This is a genomic window from Polaromonas sp. P1_F1, assembly GCF_056405795.1.
Map to the genome: position 1 here is coordinate 348640 of NZ_JBFUBJ010000003.1, position 18682 is coordinate 367321.

The 18682-nt window shown below is 62.4% G+C and carries 17 protein-coding genes; 3 read left to right on the forward strand and 14 right to left on the reverse strand.

Translation table 11 applies throughout. The annotated features are described in order from the left end of the window. Positions 1 to 186 precede the first annotated feature (186 nt). Positions 187 to 867, forward strand: coding sequence for an OmpW/AlkL family protein (locus AC1DZE_RS11000; protein WP_477672748.1), 681 nt, complete (start codon positions 187 to 189; stop codon positions 865 to 867). 18 nt (positions 868 to 885) lie between these two features. On the opposite strand, the gene AC1DZE_RS11005 is transcribed toward AC1DZE_RS11000, so the two are convergent. The 12 genes from AC1DZE_RS11005 to tal all read right to left on the reverse strand — a co-directional run bounded on the left by AC1DZE_RS11005 (position 886) and on the right by tal (position 13703). Further along, positions 886 to 1833, reverse strand: a complete 948-nt coding sequence (locus tag AC1DZE_RS11005; protein WP_477669905.1) for an AraC family transcriptional regulator — start codon at positions 1831 to 1833, stop codon at positions 886 to 888. An 11-nt stretch (positions 1834 to 1844) separates the two neighbouring features. Next, positions 1845 to 2813 (reverse strand): carbohydrate kinase family protein, encoded by a 969-nt coding sequence (locus AC1DZE_RS11010; protein WP_477672749.1) that lies wholly within the window; start codon positions 2811 to 2813, stop codon positions 1845 to 1847. A gap of 20 nt (positions 2814 to 2833) precedes the next feature. Next, a complete protein-coding gene (locus tag AC1DZE_RS11015) occupies positions 2834 to 3505 on the reverse strand; it encodes a transaldolase family protein (RefSeq protein ID WP_477669907.1) in 672 nt (223 codons plus the stop codon). Positions 3506 to 3524: 19 nt separating this feature from the next. Further along, the gene (locus AC1DZE_RS11020; protein WP_477672751.1) at positions 3525 to 4313 is read right to left on the reverse strand and encodes an L-iditol 2-dehydrogenase; all 789 of its coding nucleotides are present in this window, start codon (positions 4311 to 4313) and stop codon (positions 3525 to 3527) included. Next, positions 4310 to 5713, reverse strand: a complete 1404-nt coding sequence (gene dalD / locus AC1DZE_RS11025) for a D-arabinitol 4-dehydrogenase (RefSeq protein ID WP_477672752.1) — start codon at positions 5711 to 5713, stop codon at positions 4310 to 4312. The genes AC1DZE_RS11020 and dalD overlap by 4 nt, the downstream gene beginning before the upstream one ends. Before the next feature lie 84 nt (positions 5714 to 5797). Next, entirely contained in the window at positions 5798 to 6835 is a 1038-nt protein-coding gene (locus AC1DZE_RS11030; RefSeq protein ID WP_477700027.1) for an ABC transporter ATP-binding protein, read from the reverse strand. 13 nt (positions 6836 to 6848) lie between these two features. Beyond that, positions 6849 to 7673, reverse strand: coding sequence for a carbohydrate ABC transporter permease (locus tag AC1DZE_RS11035; RefSeq protein ID WP_477673960.1), 825 nt, complete (start codon positions 7671 to 7673; stop codon positions 6849 to 6851). Positions 7674 to 7683: 10 nt separating this feature from the next. Beyond that, positions 7684 to 8541, reverse strand: coding sequence for a carbohydrate ABC transporter permease (locus tag AC1DZE_RS11040; RefSeq protein WP_477669911.1), 858 nt, complete (start codon positions 8539 to 8541; stop codon positions 7684 to 7686). A gap of 81 nt (positions 8542 to 8622) precedes the next feature. Continuing rightward, positions 8623 to 9930, reverse strand: coding sequence for an ABC transporter substrate-binding protein (locus AC1DZE_RS11045; protein WP_477669912.1), 1308 nt, complete (start codon positions 9928 to 9930; stop codon positions 8623 to 8625). A gap of 276 nt (positions 9931 to 10206) precedes the next feature. Beyond that, positions 10207 to 11067, reverse strand: a complete 861-nt coding sequence (locus AC1DZE_RS11050) for a DUF3047 domain-containing protein (protein WP_477669913.1) — start codon at positions 11065 to 11067, stop codon at positions 10207 to 10209. 90 nt (positions 11068 to 11157) lie between these two features. Beyond that, positions 11158 to 12735, reverse strand: coding sequence for a glucose-6-phosphate isomerase (gene pgi, locus AC1DZE_RS11055; RefSeq protein WP_477700028.1), 1578 nt, complete (start codon positions 12733 to 12735; stop codon positions 11158 to 11160). A gap of 20 nt (positions 12736 to 12755) precedes the next feature. After that, positions 12756 to 13703 carry a transaldolase gene (tal, locus tag AC1DZE_RS11060; protein WP_477700029.1) on the reverse strand — a complete coding sequence of 316 codons (948 nt, stop codon included), beginning with the start codon at positions 13701 to 13703 and terminating at the stop codon, positions 12756 to 12758. A 141-nt stretch (positions 13704 to 13844) separates the two neighbouring features. Between tal and zwf the strand changes: the two genes are divergently transcribed. Continuing rightward, complete coding sequence (gene zwf, locus AC1DZE_RS11065) at positions 13845 to 15317, forward strand: glucose-6-phosphate dehydrogenase (protein ID WP_477669916.1); 1473 nt, start codon at positions 13845 to 13847, stop codon at positions 15315 to 15317. Between the two features lie 138 nt (positions 15318 to 15455). After that, complete coding sequence (locus AC1DZE_RS11070) at positions 15456 to 16301, forward strand: MurR/RpiR family transcriptional regulator (RefSeq protein WP_457282600.1); 846 nt, start codon at positions 15456 to 15458, stop codon at positions 16299 to 16301. A 135-nt stretch (positions 16302 to 16436) separates the two neighbouring features. On the opposite strand, the gene AC1DZE_RS11075 is transcribed toward AC1DZE_RS11070, so the two are convergent. Next, positions 16437 to 17774, reverse strand: coding sequence for a M20 aminoacylase family protein (locus AC1DZE_RS11075; protein ID WP_477672631.1), 1338 nt, complete (start codon positions 17772 to 17774; stop codon positions 16437 to 16439). A gap of 33 nt (positions 17775 to 17807) precedes the next feature. Beyond that, complete coding sequence (locus tag AC1DZE_RS11080) at positions 17808 to 18668, reverse strand: DUF3047 domain-containing protein (RefSeq protein WP_477672630.1); 861 nt, start codon at positions 18666 to 18668, stop codon at positions 17808 to 17810. Positions 18669 to 18682 lie beyond the last annotated feature (14 nt).

An 18682-nucleotide genomic window follows, 5' to 3' on the forward strand; every position in this document is an offset into this window, starting at 1 on the left:
CGTCTGCGGCGCCACAGTCTCTTCACAAAAACGGGGAGGAAGATGCTGCACGTTGGCGCCTGCCGCTACCATGATTTCTCATGAGCCACCGGATGACTTCCCTCGCCCCGTGCGATGGCGCGAATACCGCCGGCACAAACAATGACGCCATAGCAACCCGAACACATCCCGCATTCGCACTTGCCCATGAATCCCTCCCAGAAACTCTTCATAGCGGCCGCCCTGGCGGTTTCTTCCGTATACGGCTTTGCACAACAGGCAGGCACATGGTCCGTGTCGGCCGGCGTCACGCGGATTGCGCCTTCCGTGAACAGCGGCAGCCTTTCGGCGCCGTCCGGAACTGGCGTAATTCAGGGCGCGAAAGTCGACGTCAGCAACAGTTCCAGGTTAACGGCCGCCGTAAACTACATGGTCACCGACCACATCAGCCTGCACCTGCCGCTCGGTTTGGGCTTCAGGCATGACGTCAGCGGCGCAGGTGTGCTCGCTGGCGTTGGCACAGTGGCCGACACCCGGGCCTTGCCCATCACGCTGATCGCGCAATACCGGTTTCTTGATGCCGACGCCCGGTTTCGTCCTAACCTGGGTGCGGGCCTCTCCTACGTGAAGTTCTACAAGGAACGCGGCACAGCCCTGCTGACCGCGTTGACCAACCCAGGCGGTCCCGCCACAAGCGTATCCTTCAAGTCGAAATTTGCCCCCGCGTTGCAACTGGGCGGTATTTTCAACCTCGACAAAAAATGGTTTGTAGAAGCCAGCTATACCAAGACTTTCCTGAAAACCCGCGGCACGCTCAGTACCAACCAGACCATCGATGTGGGCCTTGACCCTGATTGCTTCACCTTGCAACTGGGGTACAAGTTTTAATTTCACGCTACAGGACCATCAGGATAATCGGCCAAAACGGTCGTCTGTCTGCCGCCTGAACTCGGTAGGCGTCATGCCCTTGATCTCCAGGAAACGCCGGTTGAAGTTTGCGACATTGTTGAAACCGACCTGATAGCAGATGTCGGTGACGTTGTGGTCGGTCTGCATCAGCAGGTGGCACGCGCTGTTGATGCGCACACGGTTGACGAAGTCGGTAAAGCTGTTGCCGGTGGAGCGCTGGAAGAAGCGGCTGAAGCGGCTCTCGCTCATGCCGAGCTCGGCCGCCACGACCGACATCGAGATCGGCTCCGCCATGTTGGCGGTAATGCGGTTGACGATGCCGTTGATCTGGTCAACCTGCGCGTCGCCATCAGCGCCCTGTGTGCCCTGCATCTGTACGCTCGACAGCAGCCGGTAGTCCGTCCATTGCGCCAGGTCGGCCATGAATTCAAAAAAGTGGCCGAGACGGCGCACTCCACGCGCGGCCTTGATGTTGTCCCAGTGCGTCTGCGCCTGCTGCGACATGCCGAAGAACTCGATGCCATGGCGTGCCCGTTCGAGCAGCTGCATCACTTCGCGCAATTCAGGAATTCCGGTTGCCGCGCGCTCGATGGGCTCGTGATGGAACTGGATCACCCGGTCGCGTCCCGCGGCACCGCCTTCGGGCACGTCAAGCGAAATCCAGTTGTGCGGCAGGCGCGGGCCGCACAACACCAGATGACCGGGCTGGAACGGTCCGATCCAGTCGCCGACAAACGCCTTGCCCGAGGTCTCGGTGATCAGGTGCAGTTCATACTCTTCATGAAAATGCCAGCGTACCAGCGGGCTCGGGAAGCCGTGTGCAAGACAGCGCACCAGACCGGTTTCAGGTGCCTCGTAACCGAGCGATGGGGAGCGCGCAATATCGCGCTCCAGCTCGGGTTGGCGCTGACGGGGGATCGAGCGTTTGGATGTGGACGTTGTCATGGCAGTCTGGGTCAGGACCGTGAAGCAACCGTCTCATTGTCCTCCCGCACGAGCGCAGCGTGAACGGCCTCCAGCGTAGGCGGATCAGCGCCTTCACGGGTGCAGTTCAGTGCGGCGGCCGTGGCGGCGAAGCGCATCACTGCGCGCCAGGCGTCGCCGCTCAGCTCGCCAAGCTGGGCCGGGTGTTCGACGCCATGCGCAAGCAGCGAGACTGAAAGCCCGGCCGTAAAAGTGTCACCCGCGCCGATGGTGTCGACCACCTTCACACGCGGTGCCGCCACAGTCAACGGCTCGTGCCCCGTGCGCCAGAGCGTGGCACCGCCGGCGCCGCGCGTGACGATGACCGCTCGCGCACCGGCGTGCAGGCAACCCGCTGCCAACGCATCGACAGGCCTGCCGGGCGCCAGCAGTCCGGCATCTTCGTCGCTGAGCTTGACCAGATCGGCCATCGCAAACCAGCTCATGACGCGCGCGCGGTAGGCTGCCATATCGGAAATCAGGCTGGGCCGCACGTTGGGATCGAACACGATCACACGGCGCCCGGCGTTGGCAGTCATCAGCCCGGTGATGCGCGTGGCCGCAGGTTCCTGCAGGAGCGCGATCGAACCGAAATGAAGAAAGCGGCATTCAGCCGGCAACTGCGGCAGCGGCTCGGGTGCCCAGGTCGCATCGGCGCTGCCGTGCGTGTAGAAGGCATAGCGGTTGGTCTGCGGTGTGCGCTCAACGAAGGCCAGGGTCGACGGCGCATGGCTGCGCAGGATAAAACGGGTGTCCACGCCGTTGCGTTCGAGAAAACGCATCAAGCGTTCGCCGAACAGGTCGGTCGACAGCTGCGTGAGGAAGCCAGTGGGCTGTCCGAGGCGCGCGCAGGCGACAGCCGTGTTGAGCGGCGAGCCGCCCTCGTGGCCCAGGAACGCCAGCGTGCCCGCCTCGTCGGCGGTGAAATCGATCAGGGCTTCGCCCGTGAGTGCAATGCGCATGGTTTCCGGATTGTCCTCTGTCAGGGCAAGGCGCGGGCGTCGGCCAGGAACCCGCGCTCGGCAGCCAGCGTGGCGGGATGATCGAGCAATTCTGCAAAGAGGCGCGGCGCAATTGTGATGGCGCCCACACCTAATCGGAGCAAGGAAAGACAGGCCTCGCGGGAGCGGATGCTCGCCACCAGAAGTCGGGTGCCGGACGAAGGCCGCTGCGCTACCAGCGCCTGCATTTGCGCGATCAGCGCCAGCCCGTCCACACCAGCGTCCTCAAGCCGTCCCAGGTAGGGTGCCGCATAAGCCGCGCCCAGTTGGGCGGCAAAGTGCGCCTGCTCAGGCGCGTAGACAGCCGTCCACGTGACCGGCACACCTTGCGCGACAAGCCGGGCGCCGGCATCGAAGCCCTGGCGCGTGGCGGGGATTTTCACGACCAGCTGACCCCGCTCGAAGTGCGGCAAAAGATCCTGCGCGTCTTCAAGCATGCCATCGACTTCGCTGGAATACACCTGCGCCTGCACCTGCCGCGCACCCAGTTCGATACAGCGCGCCAGGAGGCCGGGCACCGCGGCGCGCCCGACACCCGCTCGCCGCAGCAGCGTGGGGTTGGTGGTCACGCCGTGCACCACCGGATGCGGCAGGCACGCCTGCAGCTCAGCCAGGTCGGCACTGTCGAGGTACAGATGGAAGTCTTCATTCATCGCGCTCCACCCCTAAAAATCAGCTCATGACGTTGCCGCCATCGACATTCAGGGTCTGCGCCGTGATGTAACGCGCCTCATCGCTGGCCAGAAATACGGCCGCTCCCGCGATGTCGGCCGGTACACCCATGCGGCCGAGCGGCACTTCCAGGCCCACACGCCGCTTCTTTTCTCCCGGGGGCAACCCCTCTGCCCTGGCGAAGAGGCTGTCGACGTGGTCCCACATCGGTGTATCGACCACACCGGGTGCGATGCCGTTGACGCGAATGCCATGCGGCGCCATGGCCAATGCGGCACTCTGGGTGTAGCTGATGACCGCGGCCTTGGTGGCGCAGTAGTGCGACACCAGCGCTTCGCCACGCCGCCCGGCCTGCGAGGCCATGTTGATGACTGACGCGCCCTGCGTGCCGGCTTCGACCATGTGGCGAAGCACGGCCTGCATGACAAAGAACATGCCTTTCACATTGACGGCAAAAAGCCTGTCGAAAGAAGCCTCATCACTGTCAAGCAGGGGCGCGAGATCGAACACGGCCGCGTTGTTGAACAGAGTATGAATGGGGCCAAAAGCGGCCTGTGCCTGCGCCAGCAGGTGCGCAATCGCCCGGGCGTCCGTCACGTCCGCCGCGATGTAGACCAGGCGGCCGGGATGGCGTTTTTGCAGTGCCTGCACGACTTCAGGCGTCACCACGGCCCGGTCGACCACGCTGCAGTGCGCGCCCTCGGCGATGCAGGCTTCAGCCACCGCCAGACCGATGCCGCCACCGGCACCCGTCAGAAGCACATGACGGTCCTTCAGACGTTCGCTCATGTTCTTTTTACCCCTGAATTGACAAAGCCGGCTACCCGCCCGATCGCGCCGCGCACGGCATCCGTCAGCCGTGTATCGCCTGCGGCACTGCCCCATAGCCCCGCGTCGGAGCACAGCGCGCGCACAGGATCGACAGCGTCACAGATCGCGCGGGCCACGGCCTCGTCCATACCCTGGTCCTGGTAGACATAGGGCAGCGCTCCCCGGTGCCAGCGCCGCAGGAAAACAAGGAACAGCGCAGGCAGCATTGCGACGCTGTCGATTGGCTGTCCCGCGGCGAGCCGCTCCCGTACCGTGGGCGCGATAAACCCTGGAATCTTTGAGAAACCGTCCGCCGCCACGCGTTGGTTGGTGTCGCGGATCGCAGGATTTCCAAAGCGCTCGAGCACCACATCGCGGTACGCTGTGAGGTCGATCGGCCCGGGAGAGTCGGGAGAACTCAGGCAGGGAATCACGTCGTCGGTCACATAGTCGTAGGCCATCTTCCGGATTGCCGCGTGGTGTGTTCCTTCGTGGATGAAATCGAGCCCGACCAATGTGCCGGCCCAGGCAATGCAGCTGTGCGTGGCATTGAGGATGCGGATCTTGGCCTCCTCGTAGGGCTGCACCGACTCGACCAGTTCCACGCCCACACGGCCCCAGTCGGGGCGCCCGGCCGCGAAGTTGTCTTCGATCACCCATTGAATGAAACTCTCGCCAGTGATCGCAGCCGCATCATCCCGCCCCGTGGCGGCCTTGACGCGAGCGCGCAGCTCGGGTGGCGGACGCGGCGTGATACGGTCGACCATCGTGTTGGGGCAGCGGGTGTTCCCCGCGACCCACGAAAGCAGCCCGGTGTCGCCTGTGAGTTCAATGAATTCGCGCAGCCCGTCACGAAAGCGGTCGCCGTTGTGGCGCAGGTTGTCGCAGTTGAGCAGGGTCACGGGGCCGGCCTGCGCCGCCTTGCGCGCACGCAGGATCGCGCAGACGGCGCCGTAGATGGTCACGCCCTCCCCGCCCGCCTCGCCGCGGCGTGCGCGCTCAAGGTCTGCCGCGAGATCATTGAAAGACAAGTCCAGCTTGCCTTTCGTGTCGAGGTAGTAGCCTGCCTCGGTCACGGTGAATGAAACGATGCGCGTGGACGGCGCCGCGCCGCGAGAGATCACCGCAGCCAGCGAGTCTTCCCAGGGAAGCACTTCGCGGATGGCCTCAATCTGTTCATAGCGGTATTCGCCGGCCGGCGATACGGTTTCCAGCGTGTAACGCCCGCCCTGTGCCTGCAAGGCCGCGACGACCTCGGCCATGTCGGGCCGGATGTTGGCGCCCACGATGGACCAACGGGTGTCGCCCGCGTCGATCAACCGCTGAAGATAAACGGCCTGGTGGGCTCGATGAAATGAACCCAGTCCAAGGTGAAGCACCGTGAATTCCGAAGGCGCCAATGGCGTTTTCGCAGGAAGCGCTGTTGCGAGAGTCAAGGGGAATGTCCGAAGAAAAAAGAAAAATCAGGCCGGAACCGCACGGCCTTCACGGTTAAACAGATGAAGCACCGAGGAGTCGAGCTCGACCGCTACATCGTCACCGGCATGCAGCGGTGTCCGTTCGTTCTGGCGCGCTATCAGCGGCACGCCGCCGACGTCGACGTGAATCAGGGTGTCGGCACCGAGTGCCTCGATCAGCTCCACGCGGCCTTGCACACCCAAAGCAACGGCCTGCCTCGGATGCACGCGCAAGCCTTCCGGCCGCACACCCAGGAAACCATCGCTCGGCAGGCGCCCGCCAGTGGCCGCCGAGAAGCTCGGAATCGCGCTTGCCGCCACCATGTTCATCGACGGCATGCCGATGAACTGCGCGACAAACCGGTTCGCCGGGTGGTCGTAGAGCTCGAGCGGCGTGCCGACCTGCTCGATCAGCCCGTCCCTGAGAACCACCACGCGGTCGGCCAGCGTCATGGCCTCGACCTGGTCGTGCGTGACGTAAATGGTCGTCGCGCCGAGCGCGCGGTGCAGCTTGTGGATTTCGACGCGCGTGTTGCCGCGCAGCGCGGCATCCAGGTTGGACAAGGGCTCGTCGAACAGGAACACCTTGGGTGCACGCACGATGGCGCGGCCAATCGCCACCCGCTGCCGCTGTCCACCCGACAGGTCTTTCGGTGTGCGGCCCAGGTACTGGGTGAGGTTGAGCGTTTTGGCCGCGTACTCGACCTTGGCCTGGATCTCGTCCTTCGGCACGCCCGCAAGCTTGAGCGCAAAGGACATGTTGTCGTACACACTCATGTGCGGGTAGAGCGCGTAGCTCTGGAACACCATCGCCAGGTCACGCTTGCCCGAAGGCGTCCAGGTGATGTCCTTGCCGTCCAGCAGCAAGTTGCCTTGGGTGATGGGCTCCAGCCCCGCGATGAGGCGCAGCAGTGTCGATTTACCGCAACCCGAAGGTCCGACGAAGACGATGAACTCGCCCTTGTTGATTTCAAGATCAACACCGCGGATGATTTGGGTTTCCCCGAAACTTTTCTCGATGTTCTTGAGTTCCAGATAAGCCATGGGTCAATTCCTTTCACTTCACCGCACCGAATGTCAGGCCTTGCACCAGCTGTTTCTGGCTGAACCAGCCGAACACGACGATCGGTGCGATCGCCATCAGCGAGGCGGCTGACAATTTGGCCCAGAACAGCCCTTCGGGGCTGGAGTACGAGGCGATCAATGTCGCCAGCGTGCCGGCCTTGGCCGAACTGAGGTTGAGCGCCCAGAAGGCCTCGTTCCAGCTCAGCACCAGGCACAGCAGGCCGGTCGAAGCGAGACCGCCCACCGACAGCGGCAGCACAACATGGCGAAATTCGGTCCAGAGGCTCGCACCGTCCATGCGTGCGGCTTCCAGGATCTCGTTCGGAATGTCCTTGTAGGCGCTGTAGAGCATCCACACCATGATCGGCAGGTTCGCCAGCGTGAACACAATGGTCAGCGCGGTGAGCGAATCCAGCAGGCCCGCGGTCTGCGCGAGAACGTAGATCGGCACCAGCGCACCCACCGCCGGCATCATCTTGGTGGAAAGCATCCACATCAGGATGTCGCGCGTCCTCTTCGTACGGAAGAAGGCCATCGAGTACGCGGCAGGTGCCGCGATCAACAGGCCGATGAGGGTTGAGCCAAGGCTGGTAATGAGCGAGTTGCGCGCGTACAGCAAGTAGTCGCTGCGGCGCTGCACTTCACTGAAGTTGTCTAGCGTGGGCTCGAAAATAAAGAGCGGCGGCACATGAATCGCCTGCAGTTCAGTCTTGAAGGCCGTGAGAAACAGCCAGCCGAGCGGAAAGAACAGCAGCAGCGCCACTGCCCACGCACCCACGGTGCGCAGCAGTTGCGGAAGAAAATTGCTGGGTTGCACAGTCGTTCCCTTAGTCGAGGTTCTTGCCGACGATACGGATGAGGAACACCGCCACGATGTTGGCCACCACCACTGCAAACAAAGCACCTGCCGATGCCACACCCACGTCAAAGTTCATGAGCGACTGCTTGAAGATCATGTAAGTGAGATTGGTGCTCTCGTTGCCCGGGCCGCCATTGGTGGTGATGGCGATCTCGGCGAACACGCTGAGCAGAAAGATCATTTCGATCATGATCACCACCGCCATCGGCCGGCCAAGATGCGGAATGATGAGATAGAAGAAGCGCTGGAACGAACTTGCACCGTCCATGCGTGCCGCTTCCATCTGCTCGCGGTCGAGCGACTGCAGCGAGGTAATGAAGATCAGGCAGGCAAAGGGCAGCCATTGCCAGGCCACCATGATGATCACCGACAACAGCGGCACATCGGTGAGCCAGTCGACCGGTTGCGCACCGAAAAAACGCCAGAGATCGGCAAGCACGCCGTAGATCGGGTTCATCATCATGTGCTTCCACAGCAATGCGTTCACTGCGGGCATGACAAAAAAAGGCGAGATAAGCAGCACGCGGACGATGCCTCGCCCCGGAAAGGGCTCGTTCACCAGCAGCGCGAGCAGCACGCCGAACACCACCGTGATGACGATCACGCTGCCGATGAGCAGCAGCGTGTTCCAGGTCGCGGGCCAGAAGTCCGGATCGGTGATGAAGTACTGGAAGTTCTCGATGCCGACGAACGGATGGTCGCCGGGCTGCATGAGGTTGTAGCTCACGAACGAGAAGTACAGGGTCATCACGAGCGGCACGATCATCCAGAGGAAGAGCGTGAGCACTGCGGGCGCCATGAGCGCGCGAGGCAGGAGGCGGTTCATGTTGTGGGTCCCGGGCGTCGGGGCAGAACTGCCGCGGATCCGGCTTCACCGGTCCGCGGGCAGGGCATGCTGCCTGTGGGTTTACTTGTAATACCCGGCCTTTTTCATCTCGCGCTCGGCGGCTGTCTGTGATGTCTTCAGGGCCTGGTCCACTGTGACCTTGCCCGACAGCGCTGCGCTCATCTGCTGCCCCACCGCCACGCCGATGGCCTGGAACTCGGGAATGGCCGCGTACTGCACGCCGACGTAAGGCGACTTGGGCAGCGTGCTGTCGCTGAGGTTGGCGCTGTCGATGGCTTTCTTCTCGGCGGCAGCAAACTTCGCAACCTTCTGGAACTCTGGGTTTGCGTAGGTCGACTTGCGCGTGCCGGTGGGTACCGTCCCCCAGCCATGTTCTTTGGCGACCAGATTGATGTACTCCCTGGAGGTAGCCCACTTCACGAAGGTCTGGGCAGCCGCGCCCTTGGTCGAGCTGGCCGGAATGGCCAGGTTCCACGTCCACAGCCAGTTGGCGCCCTTGGGCGTGACGGCAACAGGGGCCTGGGCAAAGGCCACCTTGTCGGCCACCTTCGACTGCTTCGGATCACTGATAAACGAGGCGGCGATGGTTGCGTCCACCCACATGCCGCACTTTCCTTCGTTGAAGAGTGCGAGGTTCTCGTTGAAGCTGTTGGCCGAGGCGCCGGGCGGGCCGTAGGCTTTCATCAGGTCCACGTAGAAGCCGATCGCGTCCTTCCACGGCTTGGTGTCGATCTGCGGTTTCCACTGCATGTCGAACCACTGGCCGCCGTTGGTATTGACCAGCGTGGTCAGGAAGGCCATGTTGTCGCCCCAGCCCGGCTTGCCGCGCAGGCACATGCCATACACACCGGCCTTCGGATCATGGATCTTGCCGGCCAGTTCCTTCACCTGTGTCCAGGTGGGCTGCTCGGGCATCTTGAAGCCGACCTTGTCGGCGAGGTCCTTGCGGTACATGAGCATCGAGCTCTCGCCATAGAACGGCGCGGCGTAGAGCTTGCCTTCGTACGACAGGCCGGCGCGGATGGCCGGCAACAGGTCGTCGACGTCATAGGCGGCATCGGTGGCAATGGGCTGCAGCCAGCCCTTCTTCGACCAGATCGGCGCTTCGTACAGGCCGATGGTCATCACGTCGAACTGCCCGCCCTTGGTGGCGATGTCGGTGGTGACGCGCTGACGCAACGTACCTTCTTCGAGCGTGACCCACTTGAGCTTGATGTCGGGATGGGCCTTCTCGAAAACCGGCGTGAGCTTCTGCATTTCGATCATGTGGCCGTTATTCACCGTCGCCACCACCAGTTCGGTCACAGCATGGGCCATGCCGGCGCCCGAGAGTGCAAGCACCAGGCCTGCCTGGATAAAACGCTTCATAAGGTGTCTCCTTCGTTATGTCAGTCAAAACGGCCGCTTTGCCGTTCACTGCATTTTGAAGAAAGGTCCTTGCGGGTTTGATACCAGATAAGAGAACTTCAATACTTTGTTGCATTGAAGGAGTGGTAATTTCCCTAAACTTTGCATTATTAGATGCAACAAATTGTCAAGGCCAACGTGACGCGCTCTGCCAATACAGGCCGCTAGCCGGCGTTGCTTGCTCAAGAGGCAGAAAAATGAAATCTGTCGGCGTAGGCACGCCGACCGGTCGCGGCGCTATTTGCGCGCGACAGCCGAAGCCGGCACCAGCTTGAGTGGCCCGTAGAAGGCCTGCAGCTGGCCCTCGTTTTTTTCGCCTTCGGTGAAGACAGCGAAGCTCAGCAAAGCGCCCGGATCTTCGCCAAAGGCCTTGCGGTAGTCGGCGCGGATGTCACGCTCGTAGCTGCGCCATTCGTTGTAGCCGTGGTCGCCCGAGTCGACAATGATCTTGCGGATACGGTCGGTGCGGTCGTTGACGACCACTTCGCCTGGCCGGTTGACACGCGACCACGAATAAACCAGTGTCGCGAACGGCATTTCTTCGCCGGTCAGCAGCCGGCTCAACTCGGACAACAGGGAGTTCTTCATCGACAGCCGCGAGCGGTCGCCTTCGAACGCGAGCACTACCCGCACCGGCACATCCTCGAGTTGCGGCAGTGCAAGGTTGGTGCCCGCACCGGCGTACGGCACGTTCCAGGAAAAGCGCACGAGCCCAAGCTGGTCGGGCTCGATGCGGTGGCGATGGCGCAGGATGCTGCCGGACGCCTCGACCTTTGCGAGCACCGCGTCGCGGCCCTCATGACGCACATAGCTGTAGCTGGCCGGCTGCTTGCCCGGCACGCGGAAGATTTCCCACCTGAGGTCGTCTGGCTTGAGCTCACCGGCCTTGGGCGGCGCCGACATCTCGGCCCAGGCGGTGCCAGTCACCCCCTCCGCCGGCCCCAGCGTGCCGCCGCGGCTGACCGGCTCATCGACATCGGTGTCCTCGTCGGGCGCCGGGCGTGTCGCGCAGCCGGAGACCAGAGCCAGCGTGAGAAACGCTGCAGCGAACATCGAAAAACGGGGGAAAAGGCGGCGAAGCGGAAGGGAAAAAGACATGATGCGAAGCCATCGAAAAATCGGCGAAGTGGCAAGTTGACCACGGAAGCGCGCGCTCCCGCAATGGAAAAACGCACACTTTTGCGGTATTCAGCCGGCAATCTTGCGTAGCAGGCCGGCGGTCGAGCCATCAAGGCCAAAGACGTCCCCGCTGTGCAGGCGTGGCTCGATGTCTTTGGCCAGCACCTTCCCGAGCTCGACGCCCCACTGGTCAAAACTGTTGATGCCCCAGATCGCACCGCTGACAAACACACGATGCTCCTGCAGGGCAATCAGCGCGCCCAGGCTGGCTGGGGTGAGCCGCTCAAGCAACAGGAAAGTACTGGGACGATTGCCGGGAAAATGCCTGTGGCCTCCGACCTCTTCTTTGCCGGTCATCAAGGCTTGCGCCTGGGCCAGAACGTTGGCCAACAATTTGGCGTGATGCCCCGGCAGGTCGTGCGGTACGTGCGCGGCTGTTTTCACCGCCACAAACTCGACCGGCACCACCGACGTCCCCTGGTGCAGCATTTGAAAGTAGGCGTGCTGGCCGTTGGTGCCGGGTTCGCCCCACAGCACCGGGGACGTTTCAAACGGCAAAGCCTTGCCGTCCGCATCCACGCGTTTGCCGTTGCTCTCCATCTCCAGCTGCTGCAGGTAGGCCGGCAGGCGGCGCAGCGCGCTGCTGTAGGGCGCGATGCTGCGGCTGGTAAAGCCATGAAAGTTGCGGTACCAGACGTCGAGCAGACCCAGGCGCACCGGCAGGTTGCGCTCCAGGGGTGCGGTGCGAAAGTGCTCATCCATGGCGTGCGCGCCGGCCAGCAGCTCGCGAAAGCCGGCTGCGCCAATGGCGATGGCTACCGGCAAGCCGATGGCCGACCACAGCGAATAACGCCCGCCCACCCAGTCCCAGAAACCAAAGGTGGTGCTGATGCCGAATTCGTTGGCTGCCGCGACGTTGGTCGTCAGTGCGGCGAAATGCCGGCTGATGTCGCGTCCGCCTTGCGCCTCAAACCAGCGCCGGGCCGAATGCGCGTTGGTCATGGTCTCGGTGGTGGTGAAGGTTTTGGACGCGATCAGGAACAGCGTGCTTTGCGGCTTGAGCCCCTTGAGCACGGTAGCCAGCTCGTCCCCATCCACATTGGAGACAAAGTGAACGCGCTTGCCGGTGGCGGCGAATTCGCCGAGCGCCAACACCGCCATTTGGGGTCCCAGGTCGGAGCCGCCTATGCCGATATTGACAACGTCGGTGATGGCGGCATCCGCGCGCACCTGTTCGGCATACGCCAGCATCGCGTCCAGCGTGGTGTGAACCTGGGCCAACTCGGTTGCTATATTTTTAATAGCTGCTGGCGCACGTTCATATTGGGCTACGGCCGGATTTCGCAGTAAAAAATGCATCACGGCGCGCTTTTCGGTGCCGTTGATCAGTTCCCCGGCAAACATCGCGTCGCGGTGCTGCTCCAGCCCGCACGCGCGCGCAAGGTCAAATAGCAAGGCCTGGCTGGCGGCATCGATCAGGTTTTTGGAAAGATCCGCAAAAACGTGGGGAGCGTCCTGGCTGAAGCTGGCGAAGCGATCCGGATCGGCAGCAAATGCAGCCTTCAGGTCGAAATCTTTGCCGGAAGCGGCATACAGCGCCTGCAGCGCAGGCCATGCGGAAGTCTGGTCGCAACGCGGTCGGTTCATGACGTGTCCTGTGCGGGAGGTTATGCGGCCAGCATCAGCTGCTCAAGTTTCACGGCATCGGCCGCGAAAGCGCGAATGCCTTCGGCCAGCTTCTCGGTGGCCATGGCGTCTTCGTTGAGCGCGTAACGGAATCCGGCTTCGTCAAAGTTCACTGGGGGCAAATCCAGCGCCGCTGCGGCTTTGGCATCGAGTGCGCGCGGCAACGCGACATCGCTGGCGGCAAGCTGGGCCAGCAGTTCCGGGCTGATGGTCAGGAGGTCGCAGCCGGCCAGTGCAGTGATCTGGCCCACGTTGCGAAAGCTCGCGCCCATCACCTCGGTGGCAATGCCGAAGTGCTTGTAATGGTTGTAGATCTCGCGCACCGACTTCACGCCGGGATCGTTGGCGCCGGACATGGCGGCTTCGTCCCAGGCGGCGCCGGCAGATTTTTTGTACCAGTCATAGATACGGCCCACAAAAGGTGAGATCAGCTGGACCTTGGCCTGGCCGCAGGCGATGGCCTGGCAGAACGAAAACAGCAGCGTGAGGTTGGTGTGGATGCCGCGCTGCTCCAGCTTTTCAGCCGCCTGTATGCCTTCCCAGGTGGCGGCGACCTTGATCAGCACGCGGTCAATGTGAATGCCTTCGGCCTGGTAGAGCTCGATGATGCGTTCGCCGCGTGTATACGTGGCGTTGGCGTCAAAGCTCAGGCGGGCATCAACCTCCGTCGAGACCCGACCCGGAATGATGGAAAGGATTTCGCAGCCAAAACGCACCAGCAGACGGTCCATGACTTCGTCAAGCGCCCGGCCCTTGAAGCGGCTCACGGTGTCTTTCAGCAGGGGCTGGTAGTCGGCCTTCTGCACCGCCTTGAGGATGAGGGAAGGATTGGTGGTGGCGTCCTGCGGCTTGAACTGCCCCAGTTGCTTGAAGTCACCGGTGTCAGCGACTACGGTGGTGAACTGTTTCAGGGCGTCAAGTTGGGTCATGGCTAGGTGGCTGGTCAAAACGCGGAGTGGTCCGGATGAAACACCGTGCTGTGCCTGGATGCAGGCATTTCACGGGTTCGATGTCGAGTTACCATTATGCCCATAGAATATGAAACTTTATTACCAAGACAATTTTTTACCATGAGTTTTGACCTCATCCTGTTTGGCGGCACCGGCGACCTGGTGTGGCGCAAGATCATGCCGGCCCTGTTCCAGGCCTTCCGCCACGGCTCGTTGCCGGAGGGCGGGCGCATTGTGGGCGTGGCACGCGACGATTTGTCGGACGACCAGTACCGCGCGCTGATCAAGTCCCGGTTTGACAATGTCGAGCTGGCCAAGCGGCCGAGCGAAGAGGAGTTCTCGCGCTTCGCGGCGATGTTGGGCTACCTGCGCATGGACCTTTCCAACCCGGCCGACTATGCCGCGCTGGCTGCGAAACTGCAGCAGCGGCCCGCCGACGTGGTGGTGATGTACGTGGCCACCGCGCCCAGCCTCTTCACCACGGTCTGCGAGCAGATCGCCGCCGCGGGCCTCAATGGCCCGCAGACGCGCGTGGTGCTGGAAAAGCCGCTGGGCCACGACTTGGCGTCCAACCGCGCCATCAACAAGACGGTACGCAGTGTTTTGAGCGAGCAGCAGATCTTTCGCATCGACCACTACCTGGGCAAGCCGTCGGTGCAGAACCTGTTTGCGCTGCGCTTTGGCAATTCGCTCTTTGAACCGCTGTGGCGCCGCGAGACGATTGCCAACATCCAGATCACCATCGCCGAAGACCTGGGCGTGGAAAAGCGCGGTGCGTTTTACGACAGCACCGGCGCGCTGCGCGACATGGTGCAAAACCATGCGCTGCAGCTGCTGTGCGCCATCGGCATGGAACCACCCATCAACTCGCACGCCGATGCCATCCGTGACGAAAAGCTCAAGGTATTGCGATCGCTGAAGGCCTGGACGCCTGAAACGCTGAGCCAGCATGTGGTGCGCGGCCAGTACGCGGCCGGCAACATCGACGGCGAAGCCGTGCCCGGCTACCGCGACGAAAAAGGCGTGCCCCCTGACAGCAGGACCGAAACCTTTGTGGCCCTGCGCACCGAGATCGCCAACTGGCGCTGGGCCGGTGTACCGTTTTACATCCGCACCGGCAAGCGCCTGGCCGGCCGCGATGCGCACATCGAGGTGAACTTTCGCCCCGCGCCGCACGCGATTTTCAAGTCGGCGCTGGCCGGCTCCAATGTGGCCAACCGGCTGGTGATCAACCTGCAACCCAAGGACGGCCTGGAGCTGCACCTGCTTGCGCAGGGTGCCGACCAGCGCACGGGAGGCCGCGGCACGCCTTCGCTGGCGCCGGTGCAACTGGACCTGGATTTTGACAAACGCTTTGGCTCCGAGCGCGTGGGCGCTTATGAACGGCTGCTGCTGGATGTGATCGACGGGCGCTTGAATCTTTTCGTGCGCAGCGACGAGCAGGAAGAAGCCTGGCGCTGGGTCGAGCCCATCATGGACAGCTGGAGCAGCCAGGCGAGTGCGCCACGGCCTTATGCCGCCGGCACCTGGGGGCCCAGCGCTGCGAGCGCGATGATTGCCAGAGACGGCTATTGCTGGTCCGAAGAATGTTAGCCCCCACGCTCCCCACTGCGTGTGGTTCGCTGCCCCCCGAGGGGGCGCCCCGCCCGCGGCCCGGCAAAGCCGGTTCCGCGGCTCGGACTGGTATTTGGCAGACCTGTGAGATCTTGCAGCGTAGGGAGGACAGTTCCCGTGCTTGATCGAATAAAGGCTTCATTGCCGTCACTGGCGCCAGCGGAGCAACGCGTGGGCCGGTTGGTGCTGGCCGATCCGCGGGCATTTGCCAATTTGCCGATCACGGAGCTGGCGAGCCGCTCGCATGTGAGCAAGCCGACTGTGGTGCGGTTTTGCCGCAGCATGGGTTATGACGGGCTGTCGGACTTCAAGCTCAAGCTGGCGGGCAGCGTGAGTGAGGGCGTACCTTTCATCCACCGCAGCGTGGACGCGGACGACAAGACCGGCGACGTGATGGTCAAAGTGATCGACAACACGGTGGCGGCGTTTTTGAAATACCGCAACGACGCGAGTTCCGTAGCCGTTGAACGGGCCGCCGACGCGTTGCTGGCCACTTACAACACAGGCAAGCGGATTGAGTTCTTCGGCGTGGGCAATTCGGGCATCGTGGCGCAGGATGCGCAGCACAAGTTCTTTCGCCTGGGCATCACCAGCATCGCCTACAGCGACGGCCACATGCAGGTGATGAGCGCCTCGCTGCTGGGGCCGGGCGACTGCGTGGTGGTGATCTCCAACTCTGGCCGCACGCGCGATTTGATGGACGCCTGCGACATCGCCCGCAAGAACGGCGCGACCACGATCGTCATCACGGTCACCGGTTCGCCGTTGGCCGCGGCCGGCAACATCCACCTGGCAGCCGACCACCCCGAGGGCTACGACCGCTACAGCCCCATGGTGTCACGCCTGATGCACCTGATGATCATCGACATCCTGGCAACCTGTGTGGCACTGCGCATCGGCAGCAAGCTACAGCCGCTGCTCAAGGAAATGAAAAACAACCTGCGCAATAAGCGTTATGCCTGAGACGGGCACAGACAGGTGAGGCGCAGACGTAGCTTGCGTCGCCCCGCCTGTGATGGCGGCCCCCTGGAGTATCAAGAAGAATTCACCCGCAGCCCATAAGGGGTGTGCGCGAGCAGCTATTAAATTAATAGCAAATCAGCGCAACGGCAGCGAACGTTCGACAATTCCTGCAAACAGCGCGGAGCCCAGCGGCAGAACGCTGTCATTGAAGTCATAGCAGCTGTTATGCAAAAAGCGGCTGCCCACGCCGCCCATGGTTCCGCCTTTGCCATCGGGCAACTGTTCGCCCTGGCCCAGGCGCAAGTAGGCACCCGGCTTGACCCTGAGCATGAAGGAAAAGTCTTCCGAGCCCATGCTGGGCTCAAGGTTGCGCACAACGTTCTCTGCACCCACGAGTTGTTCGGCGACGCTGGTGGCCAGCTCGTATTCGACCGGTGAGTTGATGGTGGCCGGGTAGATCCGCTCGTACTTGACGGTGGCCGTGGCGCCAAAGCCCTGCGCCACTGCGGCGCACAACTCCTTGAGGCGCCGCTCGACCAGGTCCTGCACTTCCGGTTTGAAGGTACGTACCGTGCCGACCAGTGTGGCATTGCCAGGCACCACACTCATCGCGCCCAGGTCGCCTGCCTGGATGGCACAAATGCTGATCACGGCGTTGTCCATGGCCTTGACGTTGCGCGAGACGATGCCTTGCACCGCGGTGATGATGTGAGCGGCCACCAGCACCGGATCGACCGTGAGATAGGCGTGTGCCCCGTGACCGCCCTTGCCGGTAATCTCGATGGTGATGCGGTCGGCTGCGGCCATCATGGGGCCGGGATTGATCCCGATGGTGCCAGGCTGCATCGCGGGCCAGTTGTGCATGGCGTAAATGGCTTGCACGGGAAAACGCTCGAACAAGCCGTCCTTGATCATCGCATCAGCACCGCCACGGCCTTCTTCCGCGGGCTGGAAAACCAGCACGGCATCGCCGGAAAAATTGCGCGTCTCTGCGAGGTAACGGGCAGCACCCACCAACATGGTGGTGTGCCCGTCATGTCCACATCCATGCATCAACCCGGCCTTGGCGGACTTCCAGCCAAATTCGTTGTGCTCTGTCATGGGAAGCGCATCCATGTCAGCGCGCAATCCGATCATGGGCTTAAAACCGGGTTGACCGGAAGCCTTGGCTGGCTGTTGACCCTTGATGACGGCCACAACACCTGTTTTACCGACACCGGTGTGCACCTCGTCTACGCCACATAACTTGAGCGCGTGCACTACCCGGCTGGAGGTGTAAACCTCTTCAAACCCGAGTTCCGGGTGGGCATGCAGGTCGCGCCGGAAGGCGGTCAGTTCGGGGTGGTACTGCGCTATTTGCGCAAAGGCCCGGCCGGAGGCGCGAAGCGGAGAGGGGCGGTCGGGGTTTGCAATATCTCCCGCTGCAGCAGGCTGAATGGATGAAGCACTTGGAAGATTGGCCGGAGCGCGCATGTCAGTGGGGTCCCGAGTTCAGCAGGTTAAATACTAGTCCTGAAGGGATAGCGGTGCAAATCCAGGGGTTTGTGAAACCTGCAGCAATTCCGGCGCCATTGCGGGCCTGGCCACCATGCTTGCAGTTTTGCTTTTGAAGCTGACGGGGCCGTACCATGCCTTGGTGATTTGGCGCGTGTTGTCGCTGTCAGTCATGATGGCGACACCGACCAAAGCGCCGGGCGGCTCGCCGAAGGCCTTTTGGTAGTCGGCACGAATGTCACGCTGGTAATCGAGCCAGCGATCAAGGCGGCCGGGACCGGATTCGATCACCACTTTGCGGATCCGGTCGGTCCGTGTATTGATGATCACGCTTTCTGGCGCGCTGTGAGAGCCCCAGACATACATGAGAGTCGCATAAGGCAGCGGCTCGCCTGTCAGTGCCAATGCAAGCTCTGAAAGCATGGCGTTCTTGGCGGAAAACTTCGACCTGTCACCTTCAAAGGCCAGGACCACACGCACGGGTGAATCATCGCTGTCGCGTTGCGTCATGTCCGCACCCGTAATCATCTTCGGCACCTTCCAGGAAAAGCCCAGGGTTCCAAGTTCTGCGGGCTCTATACGCAGGTTTTGCCGCAGCATGCTGGCGGCGCTGTCGGATTCACCGAGGATGGCATTGCGCCCGTCCATGCGCACAGCACGGTAGCGTGTCGACTTCTTGCCCGGAAATGTGCAGTGCTGCCACTTGATGGCATCTGCGGTAGTGCTTGTGGACGACGCCGAAGTCCAGTCGACGTTCGTGCCTGCTGCAGGTGCGGAAGGTGCGAATCCCGCACAACCCGCGATAAGGAGCACGCAACCGGCAGCCAGCAAACGCAACGTGCACAGGAAAAAGTGGCGATGTAGCAATGGCATTGAGAGATTGGGGC